Below are 13916 nucleotides of genomic sequence, written 5' to 3'. Positions count from 1 at the left end.
GAGCATGAACGACGATTTCCACCTGTACCTCGACAGCGCCGATCTGGCCGAACTGAAGGCCTGCCTGCCGCATCCGGTGGTGCACGGCGTAACCACCAACCCCACGCTGCTGCAGCGAGCGGGCGTCTGGCGCGCCGCGGTGCCCGGCCTCCTGGCGCGCTGTATCGAACTGGGTGCGCGGCAGGTGCAGGCGCAGGTGTATTCGAGCGAAGTCGATGGCATGCTCGAAGATGCGCGGGACCTGTTGCGGCACTTCGACCAGGGCCAGCTGGTCGTGAAGATTCCCGCCACGCGCCAGGGCTTCGATGCCGGCGCCCGGCTTGTCGCGCAAGGTGTGCCGGTCACGTGGACGGCTGTCTACGCACCCGAGCAGGCGCACTTTGCCGCCCTACTGGGTGCGGCTTATGCGGCACCCTACCTGGGACGGCTGGAGGATGCTGGTGTCGACGGGCTGGCGCTGATCGCGCAGATGCAGGCGCTGGTAGCGCAGCGGCCTTCGTCCGGCACCCGACTTCTGGTGGCCAGCATACGCTCCCGCGAGGCCTATCTTTCCTTGCTTCGATTAGGTGTGGGCGCCATCACGATTGCGCCGCGTCTCTTTGCAGAATTGCTCGATCATCCCGCCACGCTGGATGCCGAGCGCGGATTCCTGGCCGACGCCCGCGCCTTGCCCTGACAGAGGACAATCCGGAAACCATGCGCATTGCACTCACGGGCGAAGCCCTGATCGATTTCACTGCCAGCGAGGCAGGCACGCTGGCGTTCCTGGGCCACGAGGGCGGCTCGCCGCTCAACACGGCTGTCGCCTGCGCGCGCCTCGGACAGCCCACCGGGTTCCTCACGCAACTGTCGACCGACCTGTTCGGCGAACGCTTGATGCGTTTTCTCGAACGCAACGGCGTGGACACCCGTTTCATCCTGCGTAGCCACGCGCCGTCGACCCTGGCCTTCGTTGAGCGCACACCACAGACCAACCGCTATGCCTTCTACACGCACGGCAGCGCCGATGCGACCTGGGCGCCAGAGCCGCTGCCGCAGTTGCCGGCGGAATGCCGTTTTCTGCATTTCGGCTCAATCGCGCTCCTGCAGGAACCTGCTGCCACGTGCATCACCGGGCTGATGGCCGCCAATGCCGGGCGCCGTGTGATCGTGTTCGATCCCAACGTGCGGCCCAGCCTGATTTCCGACATGGCAGCCTACCGCGCGCGCGTCATGAGCTGGTTTGCGATGGCCGATCTGGTCAAGCTCAGCGACGAAGATGCCGGACTGCTGGCGCCCGGCAGGCCTGTCGATGCGCTGGCAGCGGATTGCCTGCACGCCGGTGCGCGAGCGGTCATCGTCACGCATGGCGCTGGCGGTGCCACGCTTTGGCGCACGGGGCACGAGCCGTTGACTGTGGCGGCACCGCGTGTTGAGGTGGTCGACACCATCGGCGCGGGCGATACTTTTACGGCCGGGCTTTCAGTCTCGCTGCTTGCGCATGGCGTCGAACACCCGGCCCAGCTTGGCGAGCTGAGCGGCGACGCCTGGCGCGCAGTGATGCGCTTCGCCGCCACGGCCGCTGCACTGAACTGCACCCGCGAAGGTGCCGATCCGCCCACGCTGGAGGCCGTTCACGCCGCGCTCGTGCGAGAGGACAATGAGGCCGTTGCTTCACGGTCCTGACCCAGACTGCCATGACAACGTCTACATCCAAACGCCCGATCCCCCGTCAGCGCCAACCCGAACTGGAGCGCGATATTGCGCGCTCCCCATCACTGGGTTACGAGTCACCTGAAACCGGTCTGGTGCGCTGTCTTGCACATGGCTTTCCGAGCCCGCTGGTACGCTGGCATTTTCATGAAGAGTATGAACTGCACCTGATCACCGAGACCTCGGGCAAGGCGTTTGTCGGCGACTGGATCGGACCGTTTCAGCCCGGTCATCTGGTGTTGTGCGGCCCGCGCCTGCCGCACAACTGGATTTCGCTTGACGTGCCCGAAGGCGGCGCCGCGGGACGCGACCGGGTGATCCAGTTCCATCACGAGCCCATCGAGCGCGCGGCAACCGGGATTCCTGAATTGCGCGAAGTGATGCAGCTGCTCGAACGGGCACGCCATGGTATCGAGTTCTTCGGCATGTCGCAGCAGGCGCAGACGCACTGGGACAACATCAAGGCCGCGCGCGGCGTGCGCCGCCTCGGCCACTTTTTTGAGTTCATGGCCGACCTGGCGCAATGGACGGACTACCGGCTGCTGTCGAGCGTACAGATGCAAGGCACGCAGGGCGCCGATGGCGACGCACAGGTTGACCAGATCAACGGCATCGTCAACCGCATTACCGCCAACATGGCGGAGCCGATCTCGATGTCAGTCGTGGCAGCCGAGCTCGGCATGAGCGAGAGCCGCTTCAGCCGCTTCTTCCAGCGCTCCACCGGCAACAGCTTTACCGACTTCGTCAACCGTGTGCGCATCAACAGCGCCTGCCACCTGCTGATGCAGACCGACCACAACGTCACCGACATCTGCTATCAGGTCGGTTTCAACAATGTCGCAAACTTCAACCGGCGTTTCCTGGAGATCAAGGGCATGACGCCTACCGAGTTCAGGCGGCAGACAGACGACCGTTTTGGCCGGTTATCCTGATGGTCCTGGGGCGTGAAATTAAAACTTGTACCCCAGTTGCAAGGTGAAGCAATCCGGGTCAAGGCCCACATCGATGGTCTGGTTGGTACTGAGCGTGCCGCGGGTTTTCAGGAAAGTCTTGGTATAGCTGGCTTCCACAAACCATTTTTTGTCGAGGTTGAAAATACCACCCAGTTGCAACGCGGGGGCAAATTTCGACTTGAAAGATACGCTTGTGGCGGGGCCGCCTGGGTTGGTCAACGCGGTCAGCAGGGCTGTGCCGCGTTCCTTGTAGAACTTCACGTAGGAGAGGCCTGCACCCAGGTAAGGACGAAACCGGGCGTCGGCATCAAGAAACCGGTATTGCGCGATCAGCGTGATGGGCAAGGCCCGGGTGTCGGCCACCGTGCCAACGCCAGCGAGCACACCTGCGCCGCTGACGTCATGCCTGAAGCCCAAACCGAGCGGCAGGTGCAAGCTGATGTGATCGGTGACCATGTAGTTCACGGCGGCCGTTAACCTGGAACTGCTGCTGACGTCGACTTTCGCGTCCTGAATTACGCCAGTTCCGGACGGCGCCGAAAGGCTGCCGCTGTTCACGGAAGGCGCAATCCGCGTGACGCCGGCCGACACGGACCATGTGCCCGCCTGTTGTGCAAAGCCGTATACGGAAGAAACCGCCAGGGCGGCCGCTATGAATAGTTTCTGGGAGGGATTCATGGGCGAGTGCAGTGCGAGGATGTGTTCGGGTTGCTATGGCGTCATTGTTTGTGCCGGCGGTTTTCGCGCCATCGCACGGGCGAGGGAAGTCATCCGGTGGCTCATGAGAAATCATGGTAGCGGCAGGCGCCAACGTGCAGCATCTTCCTCGCCGTTTTTGTGAAGAGACTGTGGCGCCGCAGACGAAAGGCCTTGCTGTGTGAAAACGTTTTTCGTACAAAGTGAGCGGGCAATAAAAAAGGGCCGCGAAAGCGGCCCTTTTTTTGCTGGAGCGAGAAGCTCAGGCAGGCATTACATGCCCATGTCGCCCATGCCGCCCATTCCACCCATGCCGCCTGGCATGCCGCCGCCGGCGCCGGACTCTTCCTTCGGAGCTTCGGCGATCATGGCTTCGGTCGTCAGCATCAGGGATGCGACGGAGGCTGCGTTCTGCAGTGCGGTGCGGGTGACCTTCGTGGGATCCAGGATACCCATTTCGATCATGTCGCCGTAGGTGTCGTTGGCTGCATTGAAGCCGTAGTTGCCCTTGCCGGCCAGAACCGCGTTCACCACCACAGAGGCTTCGCCGCCTGCGTTGTAAACGATTTCGCGCAGGGGGGCTTCAATGGCGCGCAGCACCAGCTTGATACCGGCGTCCTGGTCAGGGTTGTCGCCGGCGATCTTGCCAGCAGCTTGCTTGGCGCGCAGCAGGGCCACGCCGCCGCCGGCCACAATGCCTTCTTCCACGGCAGCGCGGGTAGCGTGCAGTGCGTCTTCCACGCGGGCCTTCTTTTCCTTCATTTCGACTTCGGTGGCAGCGCCAACCTTGATCACGGCAACACCGCCGGCCAGCTTGGCCACGCGCTCTTGCAGTTTTTCACGGTCGTAGTCGCTGGTCGCTTCTTCGATCTGGACGCGCACTTGCTTGACGCGTGCTTCGATGTCGGCAGCGGCGCCGGAGCCGTCGATGATGATGGTGTTTTCCTTGCCCACTTCGATGCGCTTGGCCTGGCCGAGGTCAGCCAGCGTCACTTTTTCGAGCGACATGCCGACTTCTTCAGCGATGACCTTGCCGCCGGTCAGGCAGGCGATGTCTTCCAGCATGGCTTTGCGGCGGTCGCCGAAGCCAGGGGCTTTCACAGCCACAACCTTCAGGATGCCGCGCAGGGTGTTCACGACCAGAGTTGCCAGGGCTTCGCCCTCGACTTCTTCGGCAATGATCAGCAGCGGACGGCCGGCCTTGGCGACTTGCTCCAGGGTAGGCAGCAGGTCACGGATGTTGCTGATCTTCTTGTCGTAGAGCAGAACAAAGGGGTTGTCCAGCAGTGCGGACTGCTTTTCAGGGTTGTTGATGAAGTAAGGGGAGAGGTAGCCGCGGTCGAACTGCATGCCTTCGACGACGTCGAGCTCGTTTTGCAGGGACTTGCCGTCTTCCACGGTGATCACGCCTTCTTTACCAACCTTGTCCATTGCGTCGGCAATGATCTTGCCGATGGATTCGTCGGAGTTGGCAGAGATCGAACCGACCTGGGCGATTTCCTTGGAGGTGGTGGTGGGCTTGGAAGCCTTCTTCAGCTCTTCCGTCAGGGCCAGCACGGCCTTGTCGATACCGCGCTTCAGGTCCATCGGGTTCATGCCCGCGGCCACGTACTTCATGCCTTCGCGGACGATGGCTTGAGCCAGAACGGTGGCGGTGGTGGTGCCGTCGCCGGCGTTGTCGGAGGTCTTGGAAGCAACTTCCTTGACCATCTGCGCGCCCATGTTCTGCAGCTTGTCTTTCAGTTCGATTTCCTTGGCGACGGACACGCCGTCCTTGGTCACCGTGGGGGCGCCGAACGAGCGCTCCAGAACCACGTTACGGCCTTTGGGGCCCAGGGTTACCTTGACGGCGTTGGCCAGGATGTTCACACCCTCGACCATGCGTGCGCGGGCTTCGCCGCCGAAAATTACGTCTTTTGCTGCCATGATGCAGATTCCTTAAAGTTTATGGATGAAATCGCCTGCTAGCCCAAGTAGGACGTGCGCCGGCAGCTATCAAATAAATAGCAGAAGAGAGATTACTTCTCGACCACTGCAAACAGGTCTTCTTCTTTCATGACGAGCAGTTCGTCGCCGTCGACCTTGACGGTCTGGCCGCTGTATTTGCCGAACAGCACGCGGTCGCCAACTTTCACGCCCACGGGGCTCAGTTCGCCCTTGTCGTTCTTCTTGCCTGGGCCAACGGCCAGCACTTCGCCCTGATCAGGCTTTTCAGCGGCGCTGTCAGGAATGACGATGCCGGAAGCGGTTTTGGTTTCGTTTTCCACGCGTTTGACGATCACGCGGTCGTGCAAAGGACGAAGTTTCATGAGAGCTCCTTGTTTGAGAACAATGGTTTTGGGAATCAAAAAGCACCCACGTAAAAGTGAGTGCCTGTTAACTTGGTGGATTGACTGGGCTTTGTTAGCACTCAATACCATCGAGTGCTAATCATAGAGGCATTCCGGACGGTTTTCAAGGTGAAGGGCTGAAAACTGCCTTTTGCTGAACGGGTGCCAAGACCGCAGTCCGCGTAGATGGACCCCAATGATTCCTCTCATCGCGCCCAAAAAACCAACACTTCCAAGGTCTTGTAAGTAACATTCCTTACATTTCCACTCCGCAAAATTTAAACTTCGGGTTAACCCAGGTGTACGGCCTGGCGAGAACAACAAACCGGAAACAGGGAGAGCGTGATTGGCCAAGCCACACGATGACTTGGGTGTATCACTCGGGGCGGTGCCAGCATGCACCCCAAAATTTGCAAAACCAACAGCCAGCCTGCGCAAACTGTGCGTCGGCCTTGCCACGGCTGTCATAGTTTGTAACGTTTTTGCCCAGCCCGCGCCGCAAAGCAGCGCCGAGCAGGAGCAGCGCCGTGCAGAGGAGCGCGACCGGCTGATGCGAGAGCAGCAGGAACGTACGCCCGATGTGCGGCCGCCCAAGGCTCCTGAGGCAGAGGCTGCCAGGCTGCCTACGGCCGAATCGCCGTGCTTTCCGGTCCACACCCTGAAGCTGCGCACCGCTGCCGGCGAATCAGCCGCGCTGGCGACCCAATTCGCCTGGGCGCTTGATGCCGCAGCCGGGCCGGACGCGAGCGATTCGCCAACAGGCCGCTGCCTGGGCACAAGCAGCATCGGCATCGTGATCAAGCGCGTGCAAAACGCCGTGATTGCCCGCGGCTACGTCACCACGCGTGTGCTCGCCGAGCCGCAAGACCTCAAAACAGGCATCCTCGCGCTCACGCTGATCCCCGGCCGTATCCGTGCCGTCCGGTTCTCCGAAGGCAGTGACGCACGTGGCAATGCCTGGACGGCCCTGCCTGCCAGGCCGGGTGACATCCTGAACCTGCGCGACATCGAGCAGGCTTTGGAAAACTTCAAGCGTGTGCCCACGGCCGAAGCCGACATCCAGATCGAGGAAGCCAAGGGCGCGGAGGTCCAGCCGGGCCAGAGCGACCTGGTCATCAGCTACAAGCAGGCCTTTCCGTTTCGCTTCTCGGTGTTTGCCGATGACAGCGGATCCAAAGCCACCGGTAAATACCAGGGTGGCATCACCCTGTCTTACGACAATGCGCTGACGCTCAACGACCTGTTCTATGTATCGCTCAATACCGACCTGGGCGGCGGTGAACCGGGTGGCCGCGGCACGCGCGGCAGCACCGTGCATTACTCGCTGCCTCTGGGCTACTGGACGCTGGGCGCCACCGTCAGCGACAACCGCTACTTTCAGAGCGTCGCTGGCCTCAACCAGGATTACGTTTACCGCGGCACCAGCAGCAACGCCGAACTCAAGCTCTCGCGCCTCGTCTACCGCGACGCCAGCCGCAAAACTACCGTCAGCGCCAAGGCTTTCCAGCGCCGCTCCAACAACTTTATTGACGACACCGAAGTCGAGGTGCAGCGCCGCGTCGTCGGCGGCTGGGAGCTCGGCGCCGGCCACAAGGAGTTCATCGGGCAGGCCACGCTGGAAGGCAATGTGGCCTACAAGCGCGGCACCGGTGCCTTCGGCTCCTTGCCCGCACCCGAAGAGAGCTTTGGTGAAGGCACTTCGCATTTCGCTGTGGTCAATATGGACGCCAACCTCAATGTGCCGTTCAAGCTGGCCGAACAAAGCATTCGCTACAACGCAAGCTGGCGCCTGCAACACGACCGCACGCCCCTGACCCCGCAAGACCGCTTCGCCATCGGCGGGCGCTACACCGTGCGCGGCTTCGACGGCGAATCGTCGCTGAGCGCCGAGCGCGGCTGGCTGCTGCGTAATGAACTCAGCACCGCGTTGGGCGAGAGCGGCCAGGAGGTTTACATCGGCCTGGACCACGGCGAGGTGGCCGGGCCCAGCAGCGAGTTCCTGGCGGGCAAGCGGCTGACTGGCGCCGTGATCGGTTTGCGCGGCAGCTTCAAAAAACTGCAATACGACTTCTTCATCGGCACCCCCGTCAAAAAGCCCGAATTCTTTCGCACCGCCAACAGCACAGTGGGCGTCAGCCTCAGCGCGTCGTTCTGACGCTTCCCATTTTTTTGTGCTCCCAGCCGACCCTTCGCCATGAACAAAAACCTGCACCGCATCATCTTCAATTCAAAGCGCGGCCAGCGCATGGTGGTGGCCGAGACGGCCAGCAGCCAGGGCAAGGCGGCAGGTGGCGAGACGTCGGGCGGGGCGGCTTCCGGGGATATTCTGGCGTGCCTGCACCCCGTGCGCCTTGCCGTGCTGGGTGCACTGGGCGCGGTGCTGTGGCTGCAACCCGCCGTACAGGCACAGGTCATCGCAGACCCATCCGCCCCAGCCAGCCAGCGTCCCACCATCCTGCAAACCGCCAATGGCTTGCCGCAAGTCAATATCCAGTCACCCAGTGCCGGCGGTGTCAGCCGCAACACGTATATCCAGTTTGATGTGCCGCAAAGCGGCGTCATCCTCAACAACAGCCGCGGCAATGTGCAGACCCAGCTCGGCGGTTTCGTCGGGGCCAACCCCTGGCTGGCCACAGGCGCAGCGCGCGTCATCCTCAATGAAGTGAATTCGTCCAACCCCAGCCAGATCAGGGGCTATGTCGAAGTCGCCGGCCAGCGTGCCGAGGTCATCATCGCCAACCCGGCGGGTATCAATGTCAATGGCGGCGGCTTTCTCAATGCCAGCCGCGTCACCCTCACCACCGGCAGCCCGGTGCTCAACAGCGGTGCGCTTGACGGCTTTCGCGTGCAGGGCGGCAGCATCACGGTGAATGGCGCAGGCCTGGACACCAGCACAGCCGACTACACCGGCATCCTCGCCCGGGCCGTGCAGCTCAACGCGGGCATCTGGGCCAAAGAGCTCCGCGTGACGACCGGCGCCAACCAGATTGATGCGGCACAGACCAGCGCCACACCGATAGCCGGCACCGGCCCTGCACCGACCTATGCGATTGACGTAGCCCAGGTCGGCGGCATGTATGCCGGCAAGATTTTCCTGATCGGCACAGAAACAGGCCTGGGTGTGCGCAACGCCGGTGCCATAAACGCAACAGGCGGCGACCTGGTGCTGCAGTCCAACGGCTGGCTTACCAACACTGGCAGCCTGCTGGCCAGTGGCAACCTGCAGTCCGCCACCACCGGCGTCACCACCAATAGCGGCACGATGTATGCCAATGGCAACGCCGCGGTGGCCGCACAGGCCGGCGTGAGCAATATCGGCAGCGCCACACTGGGGGCCCAGGGCAACACCACGGTGCAGGCCAACGGTGCGGGCGCGCAGGTCACCTCGGCCACCGGCGCCGTGATCGCCGCGGGCCTGAACAGCGACGGCAGCCTCGCCGCCAGCGGCAACCTGGCCATCAACGCGGCCAGTGCCGTCACCATCTCAGGCAAGGCCCTGGCCGGCGGCAACGCCTCTCTCTCAGGCAGCCAGCTCAACCTGGCCGACAGCACCTTGCGCGCCCAGGGCATGTCGCTCACGGCCACGGCCGGCGACATCGACGCCAGCCGCGCCAACCTCAATGCCACCGGCCTCTTGGCCACCAGCACGGCGCAAACCCTGCGCACCGACGCGGCCACCGTGGTGGCCGGCCAGCTGGGCCTGGCGGCAGGCAGCCTGTCCAACCTCGGCGGGCAAATCACCCAGACCGGCACCACCGCCGGCAGCGTCAACGCGCAGGGCCAGATCAACAACACCGGCGGCACGCTGGCCAGCAACGGCAACACCACCCTTCAGGCGCAGAGCCTGGCCAACCAGGGCGGCACGGTGCAAACTACCGGCAGCGCCGACCTGGCCATCACCACCGCCGGTGTGCTCGACAACACTGCTCGTGGCCAGCTGGTTGCGGGGGGTAACCTCACCCTCAACGCGGCCGGCATCACCAACGCCGGCAAGCTGCAAGCCGGCAGTACGTTGACCGCGTCAGCCACCGACATCGACAACGCGGCCACCGGCGAAATCACCGGCGCCACCACGCAGCTCACGGCCACCAACAGCCTGACCAACCGCGGCCTCATCGATGGCCAGGTCACCCGGCTCGATGCGCAGCTCATCACCAACACCGGCACCGGCCGTATCTACGGCGACACCCTGAGCATCGCCACCGCCACCCTCAACAACACACCCGAAACCATTGCCGGCGTCACCAAGGCCGGCGTGATCGCCGCGCGCAACCGGCTCGACATCGGCGCGGGAACCATCAACAACGGCATCGGTGCGCTCATCTTCAGCGGCGGCACGGGCGCAGCGGCGCTCAACATCGGCGGCAGCCTGGACGCATCGCGCCAGGCCACGGGCCTGGCCCAGGCGGTCAACAACGCCGGCGGCACCATCGAGTCGCTGGGCGGCCTCACGATCGCCGCCGCGCAGATCAACAACACCAACCCTGACTTTGCCTACACGGTGCAGTTTTCGCCCGGCGCCAACGGCAAGGAATACGTTACCGGTCAGGGCACTTATTCGCCCGATGATGTGGGCTGGCTGCTCAACGACGGCAACCTCAGCCCGGCGCCCATCGGCGGCTATCTCTACGCCGCCAATGTCGACAGTGTTGCCGCCCAGTCTTTGGGGGGCCGGTGGTTTTCGGAAGACGGCGCATTGCCACCCTACACGGGGCACCTGAACACTCTCGGCAAGGGCAGTATCCTGCTCAAGGGCGCGCCCTATGCAGACCCCAAATACGCACCCTACTTCAGCGGCCCCTACGCCTACATCGCCCCGCACAACTCAGTCACCGGCGCCCGTGAGTCGCTGACCTCTACCTACATGCCGGCGTATTTCGGTTATGACGCCAGCAGCCCGGTCTGGGACATCTTTGGTGTCGCCAGGCCCACCAGCGGCATTCCCGGCCCCCGGCCAACAGGTACTTACACGGGCCATGAATCCAGTTACGTGCCCCCCAATCCGGTGGCGGTTGCCGCCTGGGATGCGGCCGCCGCACCCTGGGTTGCCCTGCAGGCCAGCATCGACGCCTTCCGCGCCACGGTGGTGGCCAACGCCGTCAGTTTTGACGCCTTCCGTGACTACAACCAGTCAGTTCCCAGCGCCACCATCACCCGCAGCGCGCCCGGCCGCATCCTGAGCGGCGGGGCCATGACGCTCAACGCCCGCGATGCGCTCCTGAACGACCAGGCGCAGATCGTTGCCGGCGGCGCCCTCAACATCACCGGCCAGGCCGTGGACAACCGCGGCCGCAGCATCACCGTCAACGCCCCGCGCAACGGCACCGCCTATGCCTGGAGCAACTACAACGAAGGCTGCGGCGGCTGGGACGGCTGCGACTACAACTACAACGCCTACCGCGACTCCGCCTACGTGCAGGACGTGCCCAAGACCTTTGTGCTGGACGTCAACCGCAGCCAGGGCATGACGGCGCCTTCCAGCCAGGGCCTGGCCAGCGGCACCCAGCTGGCGGCGGCCGTGGTGGCCGGCGGCGCTGCGGCGCTGCCCGCCAGCAGCAACAGCCTGACGGTGCCCAGCAGCAGCTTGTTCCGCGTCACCCCCAACCCCGTGGGCAACTTCATCGTCGAGACCGATCCGCGCTTTGCCAACTACCGCAACTGGCTCGGCAGCGACTACATGCTCAATGCCCTGGGCCTGGACCCGGCCACCACCCAGAAGCGCCTGGGCGACGGTTTTTACGAGCAGCGCCTGGTGAACGAGCAGGTAGCCCAGCTCACCGGCCAGCGCTTTCTGGCCAACTACACCAGCGAAGAAGTCCAGTACAAGGCCCTGATGGACGCCGGCGTCACCTTTGCCCAGCAGTTCCAGCTGCGCCCCGGCGTCGCGCTGACGGCCGCGCAGGTGGCCCAGCTCACCAGCGACATCGTCTGGCTGGTCGAGCAGGACGTCACCGTGCCCGACGGCCGTGGCGGCACCGTGCAGGTCAAGGCCCTGGTGCCCGTGGTCTACGTCGTGCCCCGCACCGGCGATTTGAACGGCAAGGGCGTGCTGCTCGCCGGGCGTGAGGTCAACATCAACCTCAGCGGCGACCTCAGCAACAGCGGCACCATCGCAGGCCGCAACGTCGTCAGCCTCACGGCAGAGAACGTACAGAACATCAGCGGCCGCATCACCGGCGACACCGTCACCGTGGCCGCCCGCAACGACATCAACATCACCGGTGGGCAGATCGATGCCGTCAACAGCCTCACGGCTCTGGCCGGGCGCGACATCAACATCGTCACCACCACCAGCAGCGCTACCAACCGCACCGGCGGCCTGGGCACCAACGGCGCAGCCACCGCCGTCAATGCCTCCAGCAACAACACCTTCAGCATGACCGGCATAGACCGCGTGGCCGGCCTGTATGTCACGGGCAATGTCTCCGGCACCGCAGGTACCCTGATCGCCAGCGCCGGCCGGGACCTCAACGTCATCGCCGGTGTCATCGGCAACAACAACACCAGCGGCAGCACCATGCTTGCTGCCGGCAACAACATCAACCTGGCCACCGTCACCACCGCCAACAGCAGCGACCAGCGCCGCGGCGACGACGACTTTGTGCGCGACGCGCAAACCAAAGAGGTCGGCAGCCAGATCCAGACCGCAGGCAGCCTGAGCCTGAACGCCGGCAACGACCTCAACGCCCGCGCCGCCAACGTCCAGGCGACTGGCGACCTCACCGCCAGCGCCGGCAACAACGTCAACCTCACTGCAGGCCGGCAGACCAACAGCTTCGGCTTTGGCATGACCACCGCCGAGAGCGACCTATTCAGCAGCACCAGCACCAAAGAGCGCCGCACCACCGACCAGGACAACGCCGTCGGCTCCAGCCTGGGCGGCAAAACGGTCACCGTGGTGGCAGGCAAAGACATCAATGTCAAAGGCAGCGCCGTCATCAGCGACACCGGCACCACCCTGGCTGCCGGCCGCAACATCGCCATCGAGGCCGCGCAGAACACCAGCAGCAGCACGTCTTTCTTTGAGAAGAAGGAATCCGGTCTGCTCGACGGGGGCGGTATAGGCATCACCATCGGCACGCGCGAGCAGTCCAATGACCAGAAAAACAAAGGCGCCACCGCCGCAGCCTCCACCGTTGGCGCCGTCAGCGGCAATGTGACCCTGGTGGCCAATGACGTCTACAAACAGGTCGGCAGCGACGTGATCGCACCTAAAGGCGATATCACCATTGCCGCCAAAACTGTAGAGATCGTGGAAGCCCGCGAAGCCAGCCGCACCGAGACCGAGCAGAAATTCAAGCAAAGCGGCCTGACGCTGGAAGTCACATCCCCCGTCATCAGCGCGCTGCAGACCATCGACAAGATGAGCGAAGCGGCCAGCCAGACCAAGGACAGCCGCATGCAGGCCCTGGCCGGCGCCAACATGGCCTTTGCTGCCAACAATGCTTACAACGCCATCCAGGCTGGCCAGAACACAACGGGCAACAACCCCAGTGCAGCAACAGAACACAGCGCGGCCGAGCAGGCGGGTGGTATCAACCTGGCCATCAGCATCGGCAGCAGCAAGAGCCAGAGCAACTCCCTGAGCGAAAGCAACACCGCGCGCGGCAGCAACATCACGGCCGGCAACAACATCACCATTGCCGCCACCGGCGGCGGACAAGCCAGCAACCTGACCATCCAGGGCAGCACCGTCGAAGCCGGCAAGGCCGTGCAACTCATCGCCGAAAACGAAGCCCGGCTTCTGGCGGCGCAAAACCTGGCTAGCGAACGCAGCACCAACAGCAGCAGCTCGGGCAGCCTCGGCGTGAGCTTTGGCACCGACGGCTTCCTCGTCAATGTCAGCGCCAGCAAAGGCAAGGGCCGCACCAACGGCGACGACACCAGCTACACCAACAGCCAGATCAAGGCCGGTGAAAAAGTCAGCCTGACCACAGGCGGCGACGCCACCCTGCAGGGCGCCGTGATCCGGGCCGAGCAGGTCAAGGCCGACATTGGCGGCAACCTCAACATCGCCTCATTGCAGGACAGCAGCACCTACACCAGCAGCCAGCAAAGCCTGGGCGGCTCACTGAGCGTGGGCGTCGGCAAGATCAGCGGCAGCCTCAGCGCTTCCAGCAGCAACATCAACTCCAACTTCCAGAGCGTTGCCGAACAAAGCGGCATCAAGGCCGGCAGCGGAGGCTTCCAGGTCAGCGTGGCGGGTAACACTGCCTTGCTGGGCAGCGTCATTGCCAGCGACACC

General features: G+C 63.7%; 8 protein-coding genes. 5 read left to right on the top strand and 3 right to left on the bottom strand.

What is annotated here, in order from left to right; genetic code table 11:
• Window positions 1-4 precede the first annotated feature (4 nt).
• Genes AC1DU8_RS17610 through AC1DU8_RS17600 form a run of 3 tightly spaced genes read left to right on the top strand, consistent with a single transcriptional unit; the run spans window position 5 to window position 2624 of the window.
• Window positions 5-676, top strand: a complete 672-nt coding sequence (locus AC1DU8_RS17610; protein WP_477667361.1) for a transaldolase family protein — start codon at window positions 5-7, stop codon at window positions 674-676.
• Between the two features lie 20 nt (window positions 677-696).
• Entirely contained in the window at window positions 697-1665 is a 969-nt protein-coding gene (locus tag AC1DU8_RS17605) for a carbohydrate kinase family protein (RefSeq protein WP_477667360.1), read from the top strand.
• An 11-nt stretch (window positions 1666-1676) separates the two neighbouring features.
• On the top strand, window positions 1677-2624 hold the full coding sequence (locus tag AC1DU8_RS17600; protein ID WP_477667359.1) for an AraC family transcriptional regulator: 948 nt from the start codon (window positions 1677-1679) through the stop codon (window positions 2622-2624).
• An 18-nt stretch (window positions 2625-2642) separates the two neighbouring features.
• On the opposite strand, the gene AC1DU8_RS17595 is transcribed toward AC1DU8_RS17600, so the two are convergent.
• From AC1DU8_RS17595 to AC1DU8_RS17585, 3 genes are all read right to left on the bottom strand, one after another.
• A complete protein-coding gene (locus AC1DU8_RS17595; protein WP_477667358.1) occupies window positions 2643-3323 on the bottom strand; it encodes an OmpW/AlkL family protein in 681 nt (226 codons plus the stop codon).
• 291 nt (window positions 3324-3614) lie between these two features.
• The gene (groL, locus tag AC1DU8_RS17590; RefSeq protein ID WP_411877453.1) at window positions 3615-5267 is read right to left on the bottom strand and encodes a chaperonin GroEL; all 1653 of its coding nucleotides are present in this window, start codon (window positions 5265-5267) and stop codon (window positions 3615-3617) included.
• 92 nt (window positions 5268-5359) lie between these two features.
• Entirely contained in the window at window positions 5360-5650 is a 291-nt protein-coding gene (locus AC1DU8_RS17585) for a co-chaperone GroES (protein WP_007872916.1), read from the bottom strand.
• A gap of 571 nt (window positions 5651-6221) precedes the next feature.
• Between AC1DU8_RS17585 and AC1DU8_RS17580 the strand changes: the two genes are divergently transcribed.
• Both AC1DU8_RS17580 and AC1DU8_RS17575 read left to right on the top strand, forming a co-directional pair.
• Entirely contained in the window at window positions 6222-7826 is a 1605-nt protein-coding gene (locus AC1DU8_RS17580; RefSeq protein ID WP_477727066.1) for a ShlB/FhaC/HecB family hemolysin secretion/activation protein, read from the top strand.
• 39 nt (window positions 7827-7865) lie between these two features.
• The coding region (locus AC1DU8_RS17575) for a hemagglutinin repeat-containing protein (protein WP_477727065.1) at window positions 7866-13916 on the top strand (6051 nt) is incomplete at its 3' end.

The organism is Polaromonas sp. P3_A5, assembly GCF_056403055.1.
This window is presented reverse-complemented; position numbering and strand designations above follow the sequence as displayed.